General features: G+C 51.0%; 16 protein-coding genes and 1 pseudogene. 11 read left to right on the top strand and 6 right to left on the bottom strand.

Annotated features, from left to right (window positions below; all coding sequences use genetic code 11):
- Positions 1 to 39 precede the first annotated feature (39 nt).
- From ACTHTG_RS06655 to gloB, 7 genes are all read left to right on the top strand, one after another.
- Complete coding sequence (locus ACTHTG_RS06655; protein WP_070504572.1) at positions 40 to 1,221, top strand: aspartate aminotransferase family protein; 1,182 nt, start codon at positions 40 to 42, stop codon at positions 1,219 to 1,221.
- Positions 1,222 to 1,448: 227 nt separating this feature from the next.
- Entirely contained in the window at positions 1,449 to 2,384 is a 936-nt protein-coding gene (locus tag ACTHTG_RS06650; protein WP_070588477.1) for a dihydroorotate oxidase, read from the top strand.
- Between the two features lie 90 nt (positions 2,385 to 2,474).
- Positions 2,475 to 4,475, top strand: a complete 2,001-nt coding sequence (rep, locus tag ACTHTG_RS06645; RefSeq protein WP_070588476.1) for a DNA helicase Rep — start codon at positions 2,475 to 2,477, stop codon at positions 4,473 to 4,475.
- A 307-nt stretch (positions 4,476 to 4,782) separates the two neighbouring features.
- Positions 4,783 to 8,709, top strand: a complete 3,927-nt coding sequence (gene purL, locus ACTHTG_RS06640) for a phosphoribosylformylglycinamidine synthase (protein WP_070588475.1) — start codon at positions 4,783 to 4,785, stop codon at positions 8,707 to 8,709.
- Positions 8,710 to 8,934: 225 nt separating this feature from the next.
- Positions 8,935 to 9,738 (top strand): HNH endonuclease, encoded by an 804-nt coding sequence (locus ACTHTG_RS06635; protein WP_070588473.1) that lies wholly within the window; start codon positions 8,935 to 8,937, stop codon positions 9,736 to 9,738.
- A gap of 184 nt (positions 9,739 to 9,922) precedes the next feature.
- Positions 9,923 to 11,008, top strand: a complete 1,086-nt coding sequence (locus tag ACTHTG_RS06630) for a hypothetical protein (RefSeq protein WP_440360586.1) — start codon at positions 9,923 to 9,925, stop codon at positions 11,006 to 11,008.
- Between the two features lie 23 nt (positions 11,009 to 11,031).
- Positions 11,032 to 11,781 (top strand): hydroxyacylglutathione hydrolase, encoded by a 750-nt coding sequence (gloB, locus tag ACTHTG_RS06625; protein ID WP_049335243.1) that lies wholly within the window; start codon positions 11,032 to 11,034, stop codon positions 11,779 to 11,781.
- A gap of 71 nt (positions 11,782 to 11,852) precedes the next feature.
- Here the strand turns inward: gloB and guaA are convergent, their stop codons facing one another.
- From guaA to dut, 3 genes are all read right to left on the bottom strand, one after another.
- Positions 11,853 to 13,418, bottom strand: coding sequence for a glutamine-hydrolyzing GMP synthase (gene guaA / locus ACTHTG_RS06620; protein ID WP_003686344.1), 1,566 nt, complete (start codon positions 13,416 to 13,418; stop codon positions 11,853 to 11,855).
- Positions 13,419 to 13,566: 148 nt separating this feature from the next.
- Positions 13,567 to 13,893 (bottom strand): hypothetical protein, encoded by a 327-nt coding sequence (locus tag ACTHTG_RS06615; RefSeq protein ID WP_049335244.1) that lies wholly within the window; start codon positions 13,891 to 13,893, stop codon positions 13,567 to 13,569.
- Between the two features lie 186 nt (positions 13,894 to 14,079).
- Positions 14,080 to 14,532, bottom strand: coding sequence for a dUTP diphosphatase (gene dut / locus ACTHTG_RS06610; RefSeq protein ID WP_003680707.1), 453 nt, complete (start codon positions 14,530 to 14,532; stop codon positions 14,080 to 14,082).
- A gap of 111 nt (positions 14,533 to 14,643) precedes the next feature.
- On the opposite strand from dut, the gene pdxH reads away from it, so the two are divergent.
- From pdxH to ACTHTG_RS06595, 3 genes and pseudogenes are all read left to right on the top strand, one after another.
- Positions 14,644 to 15,276, top strand: coding sequence for a pyridoxamine 5'-phosphate oxidase (gene pdxH / locus ACTHTG_RS06605; protein ID WP_036490991.1), 633 nt, complete (start codon positions 14,644 to 14,646; stop codon positions 15,274 to 15,276).
- Between the two features lie 159 nt (positions 15,277 to 15,435).
- A complete protein-coding gene (locus tag ACTHTG_RS06600) occupies positions 15,436 to 16,494 on the top strand; it encodes a pseudouridine synthase (RefSeq protein ID WP_003686367.1) in 1,059 nt (352 codons plus the stop codon).
- 251 nt (positions 16,495 to 16,745) lie between these two features.
- Positions 16,746 to 18,337: pseudogene (locus ACTHTG_RS06595) on the top strand (vWA domain-containing protein).
- A 53-nt stretch (positions 18,338 to 18,390) separates the two neighbouring features.
- Here the strand turns inward: ACTHTG_RS06595 and rlmB are convergent.
- The 3 genes from rlmB to ACTHTG_RS06580 all read right to left on the bottom strand — a co-directional run bounded on the left by rlmB (position 18,391) and on the right by ACTHTG_RS06580 (position 20,218).
- A complete protein-coding gene (rlmB, locus tag ACTHTG_RS06590) occupies positions 18,391 to 19,140 on the bottom strand; it encodes a 23S rRNA (guanosine(2251)-2'-O)-methyltransferase RlmB (RefSeq protein ID WP_004520319.1) in 750 nt (249 codons plus the stop codon).
- 62 nt (positions 19,141 to 19,202) lie between these two features.
- Positions 19,203 to 19,511: an AzlD family protein gene (locus ACTHTG_RS06585; RefSeq protein ID WP_049335252.1), complete on the bottom strand. Its 309-nt coding sequence runs from the start codon at positions 19,509 to 19,511 to the stop codon at positions 19,203 to 19,205.
- Positions 19,508 to 20,218, bottom strand: a complete 711-nt coding sequence (locus ACTHTG_RS06580) for an AzlC family ABC transporter permease (protein ID WP_049335254.1) — start codon at positions 20,216 to 20,218, stop codon at positions 19,508 to 19,510. Before ACTHTG_RS06580 ends, ACTHTG_RS06585 begins: the two co-directional genes overlap by 4 nt.
- Before the next feature lie 102 nt (positions 20,219 to 20,320).
- Here ACTHTG_RS06580 and ACTHTG_RS06575 point away from each other — a divergent pair, with 102 nt between their 5' ends.
- The gene (locus tag ACTHTG_RS06575) at positions 20,321 to 21,295 is read left to right on the top strand and encodes a PhoH family protein (protein WP_004520317.1); all 975 of its coding nucleotides are present in this window, start codon (positions 20,321 to 20,323) and stop codon (positions 21,293 to 21,295) included.
- Positions 21,296 to 21,316: the final 21 nt, after the last annotated feature.

The following is a 21,316-nucleotide window of genomic DNA, read 5'->3' as shown; positions in this document are numbered from 1 at the left end:
AATTGAAGAAATTGTTGACAATATCAAAAGGAAAAGAACATGCAAAACTACCTGACGCCCAATTTCTCATTCGCCCCCATGATTCCGGAACGCGCGCTCGGCAGCCGGGTTTGGGATACCGAAGGACGAGAATACATTGACCTGTCAGGCGGTATTGCTGTGAACGCGCTAGGCCATTGCCATCCCGATTTGGTCGCAGCCTTGGCCGAGCAGTCGCAAAAGCTCTGGCACATTTCTAATATCTACACCACCCAACCGGCGCAAGAATTGGCCAAAAAACTGGTCGAAAACACCTTTGCCGACAAAGTGTTTTTCTGCAATTCCGGCGCGGAAGCCAATGAAGCCGCACTGAAACTGGCGCGCAAATACGGCCGCGATCATTTTGGCGAACACAAAACCGAAATCATCTCCTGCCTCAACAGCTTCCACGGCCGCACCCTGTTTACCGTATCCGTCGGCGGCCAGCCCAAATACAGCAAAGACTACGCGCCGCTTCCGGCCGGCATTACCCACGTTCCCTTCAATGATGTTGCCGCATTGGAAGCAGCCATCAGCGACAAAACCTGCGCCGTGATTATCGAGCCGATTCAAGGTGAAAGCGGTATCCTGCCTGCCACCCAAGAATATCTGCAAGCCGCACGCCGTTTATGCGACAAACACGGCGCCTTGCTGATTTTGGACGAAGTGCAAACCGGCATGGGTCATACGGGCAAACTGTTTGCCTACGAGTATTACGGCATCACACCCGACATCATCAGCTCCGCCAAAGCCTTGGGTGGCGGCTTCCCGATTGGCGCGATTCTGACCACCGATAAAATCGCCCCAACCTTCGGCCCCGGAACACATGGCTCGACCTTTGGCGGCAATCCGATGGCGTGTGCGGTCGGCAGCCGTGCGTTTGACATCATCAATGCGCCCGAAACATTGGCACACGTTAAACAACAAGGCCAAAAACTTCAGACGGCCTTGCGTGAAATAGGCGAAAAAACCGGCGTATTTAAAGAAGTCCGCGGCATGGGCTTGCTGCTCGGCTGCGTGTTGGCAGACAAATACGCAGGCAAGGCATCTGAAATCACCGCCGCCGCTTTAAAACACGGCCTGATGGTACTGGTTGCCGGCGCCAATGTCGTGCGCTTCGCCCCCAGCCTGCTGCTGAACGATGAAGACATGGCCGAAGGCTTGAAACGTTTTGAAGCGGCCTTGGCCGAATGGTTGGCCTGATTTTCAAAACCCAATATCCAAATCAGCCGACAGCTTTTATTCCCTAATTGATGCCATATAGCGAAGACCGTCTAAAAGACCGTTTGAGTTTTTCAGACGGCCTTTTTTCAATATTGAAAACAACATCCGCCTACATGCTTTGTCATTTGATGTTTGTTAAAAATCGTACCGCTTCTTCGTGTTACGCTTGTCAAACAATTTGATTTTACGAAGAAAAGGAGCAGGAGATGGTATCGTTGAAAACACAAATCGCCGGTTTTTCTTTTGACAACTGCCTGATGAATGCGGCTGGTGTGTCGTGCATGACTGTTGAGGAATTGGAAGCGGTCAGACAGTCTTCGGCAGGCACTTTCATTACCAAAACTGCTACGCTTACCCCTCGTCAAGGCAACCCCGAACCGCGTTATCGGGACGTGCCTCTCGGCAGCATCAATTCGATGGGTTTGCCGAATCAAGGCATTGATTACTATCTGGATTACCTGCTTACCCTTCAAGAGTCTCAGCCGGAACGGACATTTTTCCTATCACTGGTCGGTCTGTCGCCCGGCGAAACACATATCCTGCTGGAAAAGGTGCAAAACAGCGGATTCAACGGCATTACCGAACTCAACCTATCCTGCCCAAACGTCCCCGGCAAGCCGCAAATCGCCTATGATTTTGAAACCACCGAGCGGATTTTGAGCGAAGCCTTCAGCTACTTCGATAAACCTTTAGGCGTCAAACTGCCGCCATATTTCGATATCGTCCATTTCGATCAAGCGGCGGAAGTGTTCAACCGCCATCCCTTAAAATTTGTCAACTGTGTCAACTCCATCGGCAACGGCATGTATATCGAGGACGAATCCGTTGTTATCCGCCCGAAAAACGGCTTCGGCGGCATAGGTGGCCAATACATCAAACCGACCGCACTTGCCAATGTCCATGCGTTCTATCAAAGACTGGATCCGTCTATCCAAGTCATCGGAACAGGCGGCGTTTATAGCGGCCGTGATGCGTTTGAACACATCTTGTGCGGCGCAAGCATGGTGCAGATCGGCACGGCGCTACACCAGCAAGGCGTGGGCATTTTCGAACGGATTTCCCTTGAATTAAAAGCCATCATGGCGCAAAAAGGCTACGAAAAACTGGAAGACTTCAAAGGCAAATTAAAATATTTTTCATAGGGGTTACTCTAAAAAACGCCCAAGGCCGTCTGAAAATTTCAGACGGCCTTGTTGTATAATTGCTCCCCACATTACCCGTCTTCCCCTTCAATGAAACTCAACCCCCAACAGCAAGCCGCAGTCCAATATCTTGGCGGCCCCCTGCTCGTCCTTGCCGGCGCAGGCAGCGGTAAAACCGGCGTGATTACGCAAAAAATCAAGCATTTGATTGTCAATATCGGCTATCTGCCGCATACCGTTGCCGCGATTACCTTCACCAATAAAGCCGCTACGGAAATGCAGGAACGCGTTGCCAAAATGCTGCCCAAATCGCAAATGCGCGGGCTGACGATTTGCACCTTCCACTCTTTGGGCATGAAGATTTTGCGCGAAGAGGCGAACCAAATCGGTTACAAAAAAAACTTTTCCATCCTCGACTCTACCGACAGCGCGAAAATCATCGGCGAACTTTTGGGCGGTACAGGAAAAGAAGCCTTATTCAAAGCGCAGCACCAGATTTCCCTTTGGAAAAACGATTTAAAAACGCCTGAAGAGGTAGTTCAGACGGCCTCTAATGTGTGGGAACAGCAAACAGCGCGTGTCTATGCCAGTTATCAGGAAACCCTGCAAAGCTATCAGGCGGTGGACTTCGACGACTTAATCCGCCTGCCCGCCGTGCTGTTGCAGCAAAACAGCGAAGTGCGCAACAAATGGCAGCGGCGGCTGCGTTATCTGCTGGTTGATGAATGCCAAGACACCAACACCTGCCAATTCACCCTGATGAAGCTCTTGACCGGCGCGGAAGGGATGTTTACCGCCGTCGGCGATGACGACCAGTCCATCTACGCATGGCGCGGCGCGAACATGGAAAACCTGCGCAAAATGCAGGAAGACTATCCGCAGATGAAGGTCATCAAACTGGAGCAAAACTACCGCTCCACTGCGCGGATTCTCAAAATCGCCAACAAAGTCATCGAAAACAACCCCAAACTCTTTACCAAAAAACTTTGGTCGCAGTTCGGCGAAGGCGAAATCGTCAAAGTCGTTGCCTGTCAAAGCGAGCAGCACGAAGCCGACTGGGTTGTCAGCCAAATCGTCAAGCAGAAGCTGGTCGGCGGCGACAAAACCCAATACGCCGATTTCGCCGTGTTATACCGCGGCAACCATCAGGCGCGGATTTTTGAAGAAGCCTTGCGCAGCGCGCGCGTTCCCTACCAACTCTCCGGCGGGCAGAGTTTTTTCGACAAAGCCGAAATCAAAGACGTTTTGTCCTATTTGCGCCTGCTTGCCAACCCCAACGACGATCCTGCCTTCTTGCGCGCCGTCACCACGCCCAAACGCGGCATCGGCGACGTAACGCTGGGCAAGCTCAACACCTACGCGCACGAACACGAATGCAGCCTGTATGAAGCCGCGCAAACCGAAGAAGCGCTTGCCCTGTTGAACAATACCAACCGCCAACACCTGCAAGCCTTCATGGATATGATTGAAAGCTACCGCGCCAAAGCCGAAACCAGCGAAGCAGGCGAGCTTATCCATAACCTGCTGAAAGAAATCGACTACGAAAACCACCTGTTGGCCAACGAAGAAGGCAAAGCAGGCGAAATCAAATGGCGCAACGTTACCGACCTGACCGGCTGGCTGGAACGCAAAGGCGAGCAAGACGGCAAAAACATCATCGAGCTTGCCCAAACCATCGCCCTGATGACGCTTTTGGAGGGCAAAAGCGAAGAAGAAGTCGATGCCGTTAAACTTTCGACCCTGCACGCTTCCAAAGGCTTGGAATACCCCTACGTTTTCCTTGTCGGTTGCGAAGAAGGCATCTTGCCGCACAATGACAGCATAGAAGAAGACAACGTCGAGGAAGAACGCCGTCTGATGTACGTCGGCATTACCCGCGCCAAACGCCAACTTACGCTGACCCACTGCCTCAAACGCAAAAAGCAAGGCACATGGCAATTCCCCGAGCCGAGCCGCTTCATAGACGAAATGCCGCAGGAAGACATCAAGATTTTAGGCCGCAAAGGCGGCGAGCCGATTGTGAGCAAGGAAGAAGGAAAAAGCAATCTGGCTGGTTTGCTGGATATGCTGGGAAACAAAAGAAAGGGATAAAGCAAGGCCGTCTGAAAGCAATCTTTCAGACGGCCTTATTGTCAGCAAAATGTCAAAGACAACAATTAAATAATTTTTACTTTATACCTTTACGCCTATCCGTCCCCACTTCTCTCGATTCTTCAAAAATAAACAAAAATAATCGAATAATCAGGTACAAAATAAAAAATCAAGCGACACGATTGCTCCCATTCTCCTTCAATTTACAAGTAAAAATTGTCAACATTTCAAGTATAAATTCACAAGCAAAATCGCATTTTTCAGGTATAATAACGGATTCCCCAACTGCATTTTGTGAGCTGAATCCATGTCTGTTGTTCTGCCCTTGCGCGGTGTAACCGCCCTTTCCGATTTCCGTGTTGAAAAACTCTTTCAAAAAGCAGCCGCACTCGGCCTGCCCGAAGTCAAATTAAGCAGCGAATTTTGGTATTTTGTCGGTAGCGAAAAAGCACTTGATGCCGCGACAGTCGAAAAACTGCAAGCCTTACTGGCGGCGCAAAGCGTTGAACAAACGCCCAAAGCGCGCGAAGGCTTGCATTTATTTTTGGTAACGCCCCGTTTGGGCACCATTTCGCCTTGGGCTTCCAAAGCAACCAATATCGCCGAAAACTGCGGTTTGGAAGGCATTGAACGTATCGAACGCGGCATGGCCGTATGGTTGGAAGGCGCACTTACCGACGGGCAAAAACAACAATGGGCAGCCCTATTGCACGACCGCATGACCGAAAGCGTGTTGACTGACATCGATGCAGCGGCGCAACTGTTCCACCACATCCAATCGGAAACCTTCTCCAGCGTAGATGTATTGGGCGGCGGTAAAGAGGCATTGGTTAAAGCCAATACTGAAATGGGCTTGGCGCTTTCAGCCGACGAAATCGATTATCTGGTTGAAAACTATCAGGCTTTAAACCGCAATCCGTCCGATGTTGAATTGATGATGTTCGCTCAGGCAAACAGCGAACACTGCCGCCACAAAATCTTCAACGCCGACTTCATCCTCAACGGCGAAAAACAACCGAAATCCCTTTTCGGCATGATTCGCGACACACACAATGCGCATCCCGAAGGCACAGTCGTTGCCTATAAAGACAATTCGTCCGTAATCGAAGGCGCCAAAGTCGAGCGTTTCTATCCGAATGCGGCGGAAAACCAAGGCTACCGTTTCCACGAAGAAGACACCCATATCATCATGAAAGTGGAAACACACAACCACCCGACCGCCATCGCGCCGTTTGCCGGAGCGGCAACAGGTGCAGGCGGTGAAATCCGCGATGAAGGCGCGACAGGCAAAGGCTCACGTCCGAAAGCAGGCTTGACCGGCTTTACCGTCTCCAACCTGAATATCCCTGGCTTGGAGCAGCCTTGGGAACAAGCCTATGGTAAACCCGGCCATATTGCTTCTCCTTTAGACATCATGATTGAAGGCCCGATCGGCGGCGCAGCGTTCAACAACGAATTCGGCCGTCCGAACCTCTTGGGCTACTTCCGCACTTTTGAAGAGAAGTTCGACGGTCAGGTTCGCGGCTATCACAAACCAATTATGATTGCAGGCGGCTTAGGCAGCATTCAGGCGCAGCAGACGCATAAAGACGAAATCCCCGAAGGCGCATTGCTGATCCAACTGGGCGGCCCGGGTATGCTCATCGGTTTGGGTGGCGGCGCGGCCTCTTCCATGAACACCGGCACAAACGACGCATCTTTGGACTTCAACTCCGTACAACGCGGCAACCCCGAAATCGAGCGCCGCGCGCAAGAAGTCATCGACCGTTGCTGGCAGCTTGGCGACAAAAACCCGATTATCTCCATCCACGACGTCGGCGCAGGCGGCTTGTCCAACGCCTTCCCCGAACTCGTTAACGATGCCGGTCGCGGCGCGGTATTCAAACTGCGCGAAGTGCCGCTGGAAGAACACGGCCTCAGCCCATTGCAAATTTGGTGTAACGAATCGCAAGAACGTTATGTGTTGTCCATCTTGGAAAAAGATTTGGAGACCTTCCGCGCCATCTGCGAACGCGAACGCTGCCCATTTGCCGTAGTCGGTACAGCGACCGACGATGGTCATTTGAAAGTACGCGACGATTTATTCTCCAACAATCCCGTCGATTTGCCATTGAACGTCTTGCTCGGCAAACCGCCCAAAACCACGCGTACCGACAAAACGGTTACGCCGTCTGAAAAACCGTTTAACGCGGGCGATATCGACATTACCGAAGCCGCCTACCGCGTTTTGCGTCTGCCTACCGTAGCAGCCAAAAACTTCCTGATTACCATCGGCGACCGCAGTGTCGGCGGCATGACCCACCGCGACCAAATGGTCGGCAAATACCAAACCCCCGTAGCCGACTGCGCCGTTACCATGATGGGCTTCAATACCTATCGCGGCGAAGCGATGTCTATGGGAGAAAAACCGACTGTCGCCCTGTTTGACGCGCCTGCTTCGGGCAGAATGTGCATCGGCGAAGCCATTACCAACATCGCGGCGGTCAATATCGGCGACATCGGCAACATCAAACTTTCCGCCAACTGGATGGCGGCATGCGGCAACGAAGGCGAAGACGAAAAACTTTACCGCACCGTCGAAGCCGTCTCCCAAGCCTGTCAGGCATTGGATCTGAGCATCCCCGTAGGCAAAGACAGCCTGTCAATGAAAACCGTGTGGCAGGACGGCGAAGAGAAAAAATCTGTCGTCTCGCCGTTGAGCCTGATTATCTCCGCGTTCGCGCCAGTTCAAGACGTACGCAAAACCGTTACGCCCGTATTAAAAGACAATGCCAATTCATTCACTATTCTGCTGATGATTGACTTAGGCAACAACAAGTGCCGTATGGGTGGGTCTGCACTGGCTCAAGTGTATAACCGAAGCGGCGGCGAAGCACCTGATATTGATGCAGGCCATCTGAAAGCGTTTTATCAGTTAATTCAGCAACTCGTTCAAGAAGATAAGTTGCTGGCCTACCACGACCGCAGCGACGGCGGTTTGTTTGTGACTCTGGCAGAAATGGCATTTGCTTCTCGCCGTGGCATGAATCTCGACCTGCTGACAATGGTAAGTAAAAATATTAACGTTCAAAACGAGTATTACTCGTCTCAAGAATGGCAAAAATTTGTCCTAACTACCCTGTTTAACGAAGAATTAGGAGCCGTTATTGCTGTTCACGCTGCCGACCACGAATATATTTTCAATTTGTGCGAGAAACTGAATCTCACGCTGCACTATTTGGGAGAGTTTGCCGACAGCGGCCATATGGTCATCAATGCAGGAGAAGAAATTTTCAATCAATCCCTTACCGACCTGCAACGCGCATGGCAGGAAACCAGCCACGCCATTCAACGTCTGCGCGACAACCCTGCCTGCGCCGACAGTGAGTTTGCCCTGATTGACGACAACGACCGCAGCGCATTGTTTGCCGACGTGAAGTTCGACGTGAACGAAGACATCGCCGCGCCTTTCGTCAACAGCGGCGCGAAACCCAAAATCGCCATCCTGCGCGAACAGGGCGTGAACGGACAAATCGAAATGGCCGCCGCCTTCACCCGCGCCGGATTCGATGCTTACGACGTGCATATGTCCGACCTGATGGCAGGCCGCGTCCACCTTGCCGACTTCAAAATGCTGGCGGCGTGCGGCGGTTTCAGCTACGGCGACGTACTCGGTGCAGGCGAAGGCTGGGCGAAATCGATTCTGTTCCACCCTGCTCTGCGCGACCAATTTGCCGCCTTCTTCGCCGATCCAAACACGCTGACATTGGGCGTGTGCAACGGCTGCCAAATGGTCAGCAACCTCGCTGAAATCATCCCCGGCACGGCAGGCTGGCCGAAGTTCAAACGCAACCTGAGCGAACAGTTCGAAGCGCGCCTGAGCATGGTTCACGTCCCCAAATCAGCCTCCCTGATTCTGAACGAAATGCAAGGCTCCAGCCTGCCTGTCGTGGTCAGCCACGGCGAAGGCCGCGCCGACTTCGCGCTTCACGGCGGCAATATTTCCGCCGATTTGGGCATTGCGCTGCAATATGTGGACGGCCAAAACCAAGTGACCCAAACTTATCCGCTAAACCCTAACGGCTCGCCTCAAGGCATCGCCGGTGTGACCAACGCCGACGGCCGCGTTACCATCATGATGCCGCATCCGGAACGCGTATACCGTGCCGCACAAATGAGCTGGAAACCGGAAGACTGGACGGAATTGTCCGGCTGGTACCGCCTCTTTGCCGGAGCAAGAAAGGCTTTGGGTTAACCGGCAGGCTGATTTGATTCGGCTTTAAAGAGAAAGGTCGTCTGAAAACGATTTAGCGGATTCTGCTATATCTGTTTTCAGACGACCTTTATATGTTCTTTTGCGTATAAGACCGAGCCGACCGCCGTCATTCCCGCCTGCGCGGGAATGACGGCCTAGATTTTTTGTCCCGAACCTATATACAAATAAACTTAATTGAATTTATAGAAAGATTTGGAGAAGCTTATGTCTAACATAGTAATTTTTAAAAACATGCCGAATGATGATGACTATATTAAATGGATTGATGAAAACCCAAATGGATTTGTATTAAATATAGATCAAACTAAAGACCCTTCTAAGATTTGGAAAGATTATCCCAAAATACATTTTGCTAATTGTAACCAACTAAATAAAAGGCCGGGGCGCACAACTGGAAAATATTTCAAAGTTTGCTCAAACTCAATTGAAGAACTTGAAAAATGGAGCCTGGATGAATACAGGAGAGAACTAACTCCATGCGGAACCTGTAAGAAAAACGGATTACCGGTAGGACGGCTCATGGGAATACCAAATTTTCAGGTAGCTTCTACCCTGTCCTTAAAATCTAATATAGACGAACTCGAAGAATGTTTAGCCTCCGAGACTAATCCAGAAAAGCGAACCGAAATTGAAACTTTGATAAAAGCCCGTCAAGGGCAAGGCAGATTCCGGCAAAAACTACTCGAACTGTATCCGAACTGCCCGCTAACAGGTCTAGATGTTCGGTCTTTACTTATTGCCAGCCATATCAAACCTTGGAGCAAATGCAATAATGAAGAGAGGTTAGATCCCTTCAATGGACTGATGCTCGCACCCAATATTGACGCATTATTCGATAGCGGACTGATTACGTTTGATGCCGACGGTACGATAAAAATCAGTCCGAAAATCGATCTGGAAAATCAAAAGCGGCTTGGAATTTCTCCCGATATGAAATTAAAAATCGAACCTGAAAGCGAAAAATATTTCGAGTATCACCGCAACCATGTTTTCCAAAAAGAAGAATAAATAGTGTTGAACAGTCCGTTGATTTAAGGTTGTCTGAAAACGATTTAGCGAACCTCGCTATATCCGTTTTCAGATGACCTTTTTGCGTCCTTTTGCGTATAAAGACCAAACTCGTCGCCGTCATTCTGTATAATTGCCACTTTTAAACTATAATCGACATATTCAGACGGCCTTTCCTGACATTATGACTCGACAAGCCTTTATCCTCAGCGATTGCGAATTTTCCGAATGCGGCGAAAAGCCTTACGCCCTGTTGACCGCGAATCCGACGAAGGAACACCACTTCATCGCCCAAACCGAGCAGCGGCAGCACGCGCATAATCCGCAGGTCAGCCCTCAGAATCAGAATGTTTACAAGCTGCCTTTGTCCATATTCCATACTGGTGAAAAAACCCGTAGCAAAGAACAAAACCGCAGCGAAGCGATAAGCGTCAACATCATCGGCAACTTGGCGGCGAAAAACCTCTATACGCTGACCTTTGTCGAAGACTCCGCCAACCAATATAATCTGGAAAGCTGGTTCAACCGTCATGAAAGCGGCTACGAAGAAGCCTGCAACCACCTGCGCACCCTGCCTGCAGACCGTCTGAAAACAACTACGGCAAATACCGATACCGTCAAAGTACCGGATGCGTTGTGGCGGATATTACGGCTGAAATTCCTCGGTATCCTGCGCAATCCGCACAACCATAAAAACCTGTTTGCCCACCGCCTACATCAAACACTTCGGGCGCGGCTGCCGGAAGTCGGTTTTGAATTTGTCCGCTTGATCAGCAAACGCGACCCCAAGCGCATCGAAGCCATTATACAGGACTACCGTTTCACTTTTCTCGGCTATGTCGATTGGCTGGGCGGACTTTACGGTATGTTGAGCGAAGGCGTGGCACAGCCGTCGTTGTTTGAACGGCTGTTTTGTAATATCTTTGCCAAACCCGAAGCCGTGAAAATCGAATTGTTCCGCTATCCGGAAAACACGGGGCTATGCCTGTTTGGCGACAGCAGTTTCTGCCTGCAAGCCTCGGCCAAGCTATTCAGTGTCGGCGTTAATATCTCGCACGATATGTTTGCCGTCGTCCATCTGCAAACCGACCGTTGGCACGCGTTTAAGAATACCTTTCATCACGACGCGCCCAAACTGCAAGGCCAAGTGCGGATTATCGACAGCGACCAAACCCAAAGATTGCTGTTCAACCGACTGTGCATCCATCAAGCCCATGAAGCCGTGTTCGGCCAAAGCCCGAATATCAAAGATTATTTAGAGGCCGTCTGAAACCCCAAACCAGAAGAAAGCATATGAAAATCACGCCAATTAAAGCCCTAAACGACAACTACATCTGGATGATTCAAGAAGGCAACCATGCTGCCTGCGTCGATCCATCCGATGCCACGCCCGTTTTGAAATTCCTCGTCCACAACCGCCTGATGCTGGCGCAAACATGGATTACCCATCCGCACCCCGACCATACCGGCGGCGCAAAAAGCTTGTTCCATGGCTTTTTAGAATCCCCAATCTATGGCGAAAGCGACATCGACGTGGCGACGCATACCGTCACCGCAGGTACGCAGTTCCCGTTTGGCGAAGGCTTGGTTACCGTTTGGGCAACCCCCGGCCATACCGACCGCCACATCAGCTATCTGTTGGAAAATTCAGACGGCCTGCACGTTTTCTGCGGCGATACCTTGTTTTCCGCCGGTTGCGGCCGCGTATTTACCGGCACAATCGAGCAGCTTTACGACAGCTTCCACCGATTCAACCAGCTGCCCGAAGAAACACTGTTTTATCCGGCGCACGAATACACCGCCTCCAATCTGCGCTTTGCCCAGCACATCGAGCCGGACAACATCGACATTCAGACGGCCTTGGCCGCAGCCGAACACACGCCGACACTGCCTGTCAGCCTGGCGCACGAGCGCAAAGTCAATCCGTTTTTCCGCGTACACCTGCCCCAAGTTCAGGCACGCGCCGAAGAATTGAGCGGACGAAAATTAAACAGCGAACTCGAAGTCTTCGCCGCTTTGCGTGAATTGAAAAATCAATTTTAATTGGGCTTAGGTCCCTAATAAATAAGGCCGTCTGAACAATATCTGTTCAGACGGCCTTTATTATTGAGGGATTATTCCCACTCAATCGTGGCAGGCGGTTTGCCGCTGACATCATAAACCACGCGGTTGATGCCTTTGACTTCGTTGATGATGCGGTTGGACACGCGGCCAAGCAGCGAGTAAGGCAGCTCAGCCCAGTGGGCAGTCATAAAGTCGCTGGTAATCACGGCACGCAAGGCTACGACGTAATCGTAAGTACGGCCGTCGCCCATCACGCCGACGGATTTCACAGGCAGGAATACGGCAAATGCTTGGCTGGTCAGGTCGTACCAAGATGTGCCGTTTTCATCGGTAGTATTGCGCAATTCTTGAATAAAAATATCGTCTGCTTGACGGAGCAAGTCAGCATATTCTTTTTTCACTTCGCCCAAGATACGCACGCCCAAACCCGGGCCCGGGAACGGATGACGGTACACCATTTCGCGCGGCAGGCCCAAAGCGACGCCCAGTTCGCGCACTTCGTCTTTGAACAAATCACGCAAAGGCTCAAGCAATTTGAGCTTCATGTTTTCAGGCAGGCCGCCGACGTTGTGGTGGGATTTGATGGCGTGGGCTTTTTTGGTTTTCGCGCCTGCGGATTCGATTACGTCAGGGTAAATCGTACCTTGCGCCAACCATTTGGCGTTAGTGAGTTTTTTCTCTTCAGCGTCAAAGACTTCGATAAATTCCGCACCGATGATTTTGCGTTTTTTCTCCGGATCGGTCACGCCGGCAAGTTTCGCCAAAAATTGCTCTTCGGCATCAACGTGAATCACACGTACGCCCAAGTTGCGGGCAAACATGTCCATTACCATTTTGCCTTCGTTCAAACGCAACAAACCGTGGTCAACAAACACGCAGGTCAGTTGGTCGCCGATAGCGCGGTGAATCAACGCGGCTGCTACGGAAGAATCCACGCCGCCGGACAAACCCAAAATCACTTCGTCGCTGCCGACTTGTTCGCGGATTTTGGCAACGGCTTCTTCGATGTAGTTCGGCATGGTCCAGCTTGGTTGTGCGCCGCAAATATCCAAGACAAAGCGGTTCAACAACGCGCGACCTTGTTTGGTGTGGGTCACTTCAGGGTGAAATTGGATGCCGTAGAATTGTTTCTCAGCGTTTTCCATCATGGCAATCGGGCAAGACGGGGTGTCGCCGATGACAGAGAAGCCGGTAGGCAGTTTGGAAACTTTATCGCCATGGCTCATCCATACGTCGAGCGTATTAGGCGCATCATCTTGAATGCCGCGTGTCAGCTCGCTGTCGATGGTTTTAACTTGTGCATAACCGAATTCGCGTTGGTTGCCCGGGCTAACTTCACCGCCCAAGTGGTGCGCCATAAATTGCATGCCGTAGCAGATGCCCAAAACCGGAATGCCCAAATCAAAAATACCGGTATCGGCTTGATAATCGGATTCGTAAACGGAATTAGGGCCGCCGGAGAGGATGATGCCTTTCGGGTTGAAGGCTTTGATTTCTTCCAAAGGCATGTCGAAAGAATGCAGTTCGCAGTAAACATGGGCTTCGCGCACGCGGCGGGCGATCAGCTGGGTAACTTGCGAGCCGAAGTCGAGAATAAGGATTTTGTCTTGGGTCATGGAGGAAACTTTGCAAAATGTAAGAAAACGGTGCGGCCGATAGGGTAAATTTCAAATTTAAACCACAATAAAAAAGGCCGTCTGAAGCGGCGGATTATACCATTGTTCAGACGGCCTTTATAGGGCAAAACCCAAATCTCTCATCTTTCTATTTTGTGTGTTTCTCAGGAATCATATCGCTGCGCGAGAGCAACAGCAGGCAACCCAACACGACCATGCCGATGGCCAGCAACGGCGAGAGGTAAATCCAGTAGCTCATGTGCAGATAAATGGCTGTACCGATATAAACCAACATCGGGCCGGAAACAATGGACTGTTTGTTGATGCCGTCCATAATCAATACGGCAAAGCCCAAAATAATTAATACACCGGCAATCATTGTCGATGTCGCAGGCAAAATATCCGTAGCGCGTAAAAACCAAATCGCGCCAAAGATAATCAAAAACAAAGGCAGAAAAAGTGAGGGGCGGGACATAACAACGCTCCGTAAAGGTTTCAGACGGCCTGTATTATTGGGTGCGTCGGCCATGCAGGCAAGATATAAAAATGCAATCTTGTGTGTAATTATGCAAAGGTTGGCACAACAAAAAGGCCGTCTGAACCGTGGCAAACCGAAATCAAATATTTCAATTTATCCTGTTTCAGACGGCCTTTTAAATCATCAGGCTTTGCCGGTGCTGCCGAATCCGCCTTCACCGCGCTCGCTGGCGGCAAACTCGTCCACAACCTTAAACGCAGCTTGGACAACCGGCACAATCACCATCTGCGCGATGCGTTCCATCGGCTCGATGGTAAACGCTTCTTTACCACGGTTCCACAAAGAAACCTTCAATTCGCCTTGATAATCCGAGTCAATCAAACCGACCAAATTGCCCAAAACAATACCGTGTTTATGACCCAAGCCGGAACGCGGCAATAAAACGGCTGCATACGCAGGGTTGGCCAAATGCACCGCCAAACCGGTCGGAACGAGATACACATCACCCGGCTGCAATACAACAGCTTCATCCAAGCAGGCACGCAAGTCCAAACCGGCGGAACCGGGCGTTGCATAAGCAGGCAGGGAATCGGCCATTTTCGGATTTAAGATTTTCAGTTCGACTTCGGTTTGCATGACGGGACTCCGTATTGTTCTATATTGGAAAGGGCTACGATTATACACAAATGCCCTTGAGGCCGTCTGAAAAAACGGAGTATGATTCAGTCAGACCTAAGGAGAAAAATCATGGATCTGCACAATATCCGCGAAGATTACAGCAAACGCGAGCTGTCGGAAGCCGAATGCCACGCCGACCCGATTGTCCAATTCGAGCAATGGCTGAACGAAGCGATTCACGCCGAAGTCAACGAGCCGACCGCGGTCAACGTTGCCGCCGTAGGCGAAGACGGCAGGCCTAACAGCCGTATGGTACTACTGAAAGAAGTCAACCCCAAAGGCTTTGTTTTCTTTACCAATTACCACAGCCGCAAAGGCCGCTCCTATACGGCACACCCTTTTGCCGCCATGACTTTTTTCTGGCCGGAACTCGAACGCCAAGTGCGCATTGAAGGACGCATTGAAAAACTCGACGCCGCCGCTTCGGACGAATATTTTGAAAGCCGCCCCTACACCAGCCGTATCGGCGCATGGGCAAGCGATCAAAGCGAAGTGATTTCCAGCAAAGCCGTCTTGGTGGCCAAGGCCGCGGCCGTCGGTGTCAAACATCCCCTGCATGTTCCCCGCCCGCCGCATTGGGGCGGATACCTCGTTATTCCCGACCGCATCGAATTCTGGCAAGGCCGCCCCAGCCGCCTGCACGACCGCATCCAATACCGCCTGGTTGACGGCAACTGGATACGCGAACGCCTTTCGCCATAATTTTCGGATTTTCAAACAAAAATTTACTGGTTGAGTTACAATACAGCCTTTCATCGGCAGGCCGTCTGAATCTGATTTTCAGACGGCCTTTTCCCCCAATCCAACCCCTGCCGCAAATGCCGCAGAAGAACCGCTTTTTCAAGCGAGTTAGGAAAAATCATGTCCAAACAGCCTTCCAGCAAACGCCAATGGCGCGACGGCGTATCATCTACCGCCAAAAAACCTTCCAAACCGGCCAAATCCTTTGCCAATAAAAAACGTCCAGACGACGAGCGCAAAACATCAGGCAAACCTTACGGCCAAAAAGTTTCAGACGGCCCCAAAGCTCAAAATACCGCCCCAAAACAACGTGCCGCCAAAGCCAAAAAACTGGTTGTCCGCAACCCCAACCAAAAAATCATGGAGCACGCCCGCGATTTGAAAGAACGCCGCAGCGACCTTTCACGCTTTGAACCTGAGCGCCTGCAAAAAGTCTTGGCCGCTTCCGGCGTCGGCTCACGTCGCGAAATGGAAGAATGGATCAGCAACGGCTGGGTAACCGTCAACGGCCGCGTAGCCCAACTGGGCGAAAAAGTTACGCCCGATGACCATGTTACTGTCAAAGGCAGCATCATCAAACTCAAATGGGCAGACCGCCTGCCACGCATCATCCTCTACTACAAACAAGAAGGCGAAATCGTTTCCCGCGACGACCCGCAAGGCCGCGTCAGCATTTTCGACCGCCTGCCGCAAGCAGCCAGCAGCCGCTGGGTGGCCATCGGCCGTTTGGACATCAATACCAGCGGCCTCTTGATCCTGACCACTTCAGGCGAACTCGTTCAACGCTTTGCCCACCCCAGCTTTGAAGTCGAACGCGAATACGCCGTACGCGTATTGGGCGAGTTGACCACCGAACAAATGCGCGTCCTGACCGAAGAAGGCGTCATGCTCGAAGACGGCTTGGCTAAAGTAGAACGCATCTACGAACAAGGCGGCGAAGGCGCGAACAAATGGTACAACGTCGTCATCAAAGAAGGCCGAAACCGCGAAGTACGTCGCATTTTTGAAAGCCAAGGCCTGACCGTCAGCCGCCTTGTCCGCGTAGGCTTCGGCCCCATCGGCCTGCCAAACCGCCTAAAACGCGGCCAGTTCTACGAACTCAATCCGGCAGAAGTCGCCAACATCATCAAATGGGCAGATATGCTGCTGCCAGGCGAACGTCGCCGGAAGAAAAGTTAATGTAAGATAATTCGGGGCTGAGGCCTTTACAAAATCGTCTCAGCCCGACAAAATCTTGCCCAAGTCATAAACATAGTGGGTTAAGTTTAAACCAGTACCGCATTACTCCGCCTTGTCCTGATTTAAACTTAACCCACTATTCACACATTAAAATTCAAAAAAAGTAACTCAGCGCCAGCGTTAACTCTGCCAATACACTGCCATCAACACTTTTAACAATCAGCATGTGATATTTCCCAGGAGCTTAAATCATGCCCCGTTTCTTCCTGAAAACCATTTCCATACTCACTTTAGCGGCTTTGACTGCGTGTTCCGGTCCACTCGACCGATCAGACTCGTCAACCGAAAATCTTCAGGGCGCACCGGACTCAACATTGCCTGCTGCTGCCGTTGCTGAAGAAAATCTGTCTCTTACAGAAAACACTGAACGCTACCAAGAACAACCTGACCAACCGGTTAAATCCGTTGCTCAAGAACCTGTTTCCACATTCAGCATCGATGTCGATACCGGCAGCTACGCCAACGTCCGCCGATTTCTGAACAGCGGCGAACAGCCGCCTACAGATGCTGTACGAATTGAGGAAATCATCAATTACTTCCCTTATAACTATCCACTGCCTACTGACGGCCGTCCATTTGCCGTTCACACTGAAACCATTGATTCTCCATGGCAACCGGAAGCCAAGCTGATCAAAATCGGTATCCAAGCACAAGACACGGCAAAGAAAGATCTTCCGCCTGCCAATCTTGTGTTCCTCGTGGACGTATCCAGCAGCATGGATGAAAAAAATAAACTTCCGTTGGTTCAAAAACGCTGCAGATCTTGACCCAACAATTACGTCCTCAGGACAAAGTTACCCTGATTACCTATTCATCAGGCGAAGAGCTGGTACTTCCGCCTACATCAGGTTCAGAGAAAGAAACCATCCTGAAGGCCATCGACAAACTGAAAGCCGAAGGCTCGACTTCGGGCGAATCCGCTTTACGCATGGCCTACGAAGAAGCGCAAAAAGCCTTTGTACCCAACGGCATCAACCGTATCCTGCTGGCAACCGATGGCGACTTTAACGTTGGCGTATCTGATACCGAGACGCTCAAATCCATAGTTGCCGAAAAACGTAAAACCGGCGTTTCACTCAGCACGCTAGGCTTCGGTACAGACAATTACAACGAAGACATGATGGAACAAATTGCCGATGCAGGCGACGGCAATTACAGCTATATCGACAATGAAAAAGAAGCGAAAAAAGTTCTGCAGCAGCAACTGACTTCCACGCTTGCCACCGTTGCGCAAGATGTCAAAATCCAAGTCGAATTTAATCCTGCCACTGTCAAAGAATACCGCTTGGTCGGCTACACCAACCGCACCTTGCGCAATGAAGACTTCAACAATGACAAAGTAGATGCGGGCGATATCGGCTCAGGCCACAGCGTGACCGCCATCTATGAAATCATTCCGGCAGGCAAAAACGGCTGGCTGAACGAATCACGCTATCAAAAAGCCCCTGCCGTCAAAGGCAGTAAAAACGAATACGCCTTTGTCAAAGTACGCTACAAACTGCCCGGAGAAAAAGACAGCAAGTTGATGGAACAAGCAATTCCCGTTGGCAGCAAACTGCTGGAGCAAGCCGATAAAGACACCCTACTTGCCCTTGCCGCAGCTTCCTATGCCCAAGCCCTGCGCGGCGGTGAATACAACGGCAAACTGGGCTGGAGCGACATCGAAAAAATGGCGCAGCAAGTCCAAGGCAACGATCCGTTTGAACTGAAATCGGAATTTCTCCAATTGGTACGCATTGCCGCCGGTAGCGAAAAGAAATCAGGTCCTTTGGTTAAAGAATAAAACCTGAAAAAGGCCGTCTGAAAAATATTCAGACGGCCTTTTAATTAAACTTTTTATTTTTCCGATTTCAACACCCGTTGACGGCGGGTTTCACTCAATACCATGCCCGCGCTGACGGAAACGTTCATGCTTTCTACCGTGCCAAACATCGGAATCGATACCAGCATATCGCAATGCTCGCGCGTCAGGCGGCGCATGCCTTCGCCTTCATTGCCCATTACCCAAGCCACGCTGTCAGGCAGGTCGCAGTGGTAAAGGTCGGAGTCGCCGCCCATGTCTGTGCCGACAATCCAAATGCCGTATTCTTTCAATTCACGCAAAGTACGGGCAAGATTGGTTACGGTAATATACGGCACAGTTTCCGCCGCGCCACAGGCAACTTTGCTGACGGTCGCATTCAGGCCGGCGCTTTTGTCTTTGGGCGCAATCACGGCATGTACACCCATCGCATCGGCAGTACGCAGGCACGCGCCAAGGTTGTGCGGGTCGGTAATACCGTCTAATACCAGCAAAAACGGCGGTTCGCTCAGGTTTTCCAACACATCTTCCAAATGAACATGGTTTTTGGAAGCATCGATAAATCCGACCACGCCCTGATGACGCGCCCCTTTGCTGATGGCATTCAGGCGGTCGGCATCAGCAAAATGCACGCGTACGTTTTCAGAGGCCGCTTTATCCAATACATCGCGGGTGCGCGCATCAGATTTGCCCTCTTGGATATAGAGTTCGGTAATCGATTTCGGGTTTTGCCACAAACGGGCATTGACGGCGTGAAAGCCATAGATGAGTCGTTGGTTTGCCATGTTTTTGCTTTATCAAAAAATTTAGATGGCCATTATAACAAGTAAGGCCGTCTGAAAATTTTTTATTTCATCAAATAACCGAGTATGCCCGAAGTGCCAACGCCGATTAATACCGTCACCAACATCGAAAACCGGCTGGCCACCAATACCGTCAAAGCAATGGCAATCAACTCATGCGGTTTGTCCGACACAAAATAAGGCGCAATTACAGAAATCAACACGCAGCCCGGCGCAGCCTCCATCACCACTTGCGCGCGACGGCTCAACATACGGTTGCGCAATGCAAAAAAGCCGATTAATCGGGTTGAATAAGTAACGGCCAACATGCTTAAAAACAGCAAAAACGATTGCAGCGACAACAAATCCTTCATTTTTGCTCTCCCCACACATACGCCGCCAACAAGCCCGACAACGTCCCGGCCGGAACATACCATGCGCCATCCACGGTCAAATAAGTTGCGCACGCCACAATCAAGCTGACAAACCAAGGGCGTGAAGCCGCAAAGCTCTTCCACATACCGCGCAGCAACACTAAAAACACCGCAGGAAACGCCATGCCGAAGCCCCAAGCCGCCACATCGCCGAACATCGGGCCGACTGCCGCGCCAAACGCCGCAAAACCAATCCACGTTACATACAAAATAAAACACACGCCGGCATAAAACGGCATATTGAATGCAGGCAAACCTGCCGCCTTACGCTTTTGAATTTCAGCAAATGCCATTGCCCAGCTTTCATCACACATAAAAAACAGCGCGGGCATCGCCTTTTTCAGCGGCATATCCCTCATATACGGCGCAATCGCCGCACCCATCAGGATATGGCGCGAATTAATCATAAACGTAACTGTTGCAATCAGCATAATTGGCAAAGGATTTGCCCACAAATTGACTGCGGCAAATTCCGAACCTCCGGCAAAGTTCATGCCCGTCATCAACAGCATTTCCAGCCAGCTCATGCCCTTTTGCCCGCCCTGCATGCCCAAAATCAGCGCCCACGGCAACAAGCCGATCAGCATGGGGGAACATTCTTTGATACCGCGCAGAAATTCCGATTGAGGAGAAGCAGTGTGATTCATTTTGATTGAAACGGTTTATTAAAAAGAAGCGACGTATTATAAAGCAGGCCGTCTGAACAAGGGTATAATACGGAAAAATTAGATTTATTTACGGAAACCAATATGACCCACACCGTCCATCTGCAGTTTGAAGAAATTGACAATACCGTGTTGCAACGCCTGTGCGGCGCGCTCGACAGCAATCTCGAAGCCTTAGGTAAAGCCCTTGATATCCAAATCAGCCGCCGCTTCGAACATTTCACCTTCATGGGCGAACTGGCACACGCCGGCCGCCGTGCCTTGCTGTCGCTTGCCGAAGCCGCAGAAAAAGGCGACTTAGACGACAACGCCATCAGCCTAGCGGCCGTTGAAGCCAAAACCGCAGATGAAAAACACGAAGAGAAACACCACGACCAACAATACTATTTCCGCACCAAACGCGGCAGCATCGGCGGCCGCACCCCGCGCCAAAACGGCTATATCCGCGCCTTGCTCAACCACGATGTCGTGTTCGGCTTAGGCCCTGCCGGTACGGGTAAGACCTATCTTGCCGTTGCCGCCGCCGTCGATGCCATGGAAAAACATCAAATCGAACGCATCGTTTTGGTGCGCCCAGCAGTCGAAGCAGGCGAAAAATTAGGCTTCCTGCCGGGCGATTTGGCGCAAAAAGTCGATCCCTACCTGCGACCGCTTTACGATGCGCTTTACGATTTGATGGGTTTCGACCGTGTAACCAAACTGATGGAAAAAGGTTTGATTGAAATTGCGCCGCTGGCCTATATGCGCGGCCGCACCTTAAATGGCGCGTATGTCATTTTGGACGAAGCGCAAAACACTACGCCCGAACAAATGAAAATGTTCCTGACCCGTATCGGCTTCGGTGCCAAAGCAGTCATTACCGGCGACATCAGCCAAATCGACCTGCCGCGCAACATCAAATCCGGCTTGAAAGATGCACGCGAAAAACTGCGCGATGTAGAAGGCCTGTATTTCCACACCTTCACCAGCGAAGACGTCGTCCGCCATCCTTTGGTGCAAAAAATCGTCGAAGCCTATGAAGCTGCCGAAGAACAAGCCGAAAAGAAAAACGGCGAATAATCTTTTCAAACACTTAAGGCC

Origin of the sequence: Neisseria sp. P0017.S009, assembly GCF_051957375.1 — a bacterium.
Taxonomy (GTDB): domain Bacteria; phylum Pseudomonadota; class Gammaproteobacteria; order Burkholderiales; family Neisseriaceae; genus Neisseria; species Neisseria perflava.
Note: the sequence above shows the minus strand (reverse complement) of the source record. Positions and strands in the feature narration are given on the sequence as shown.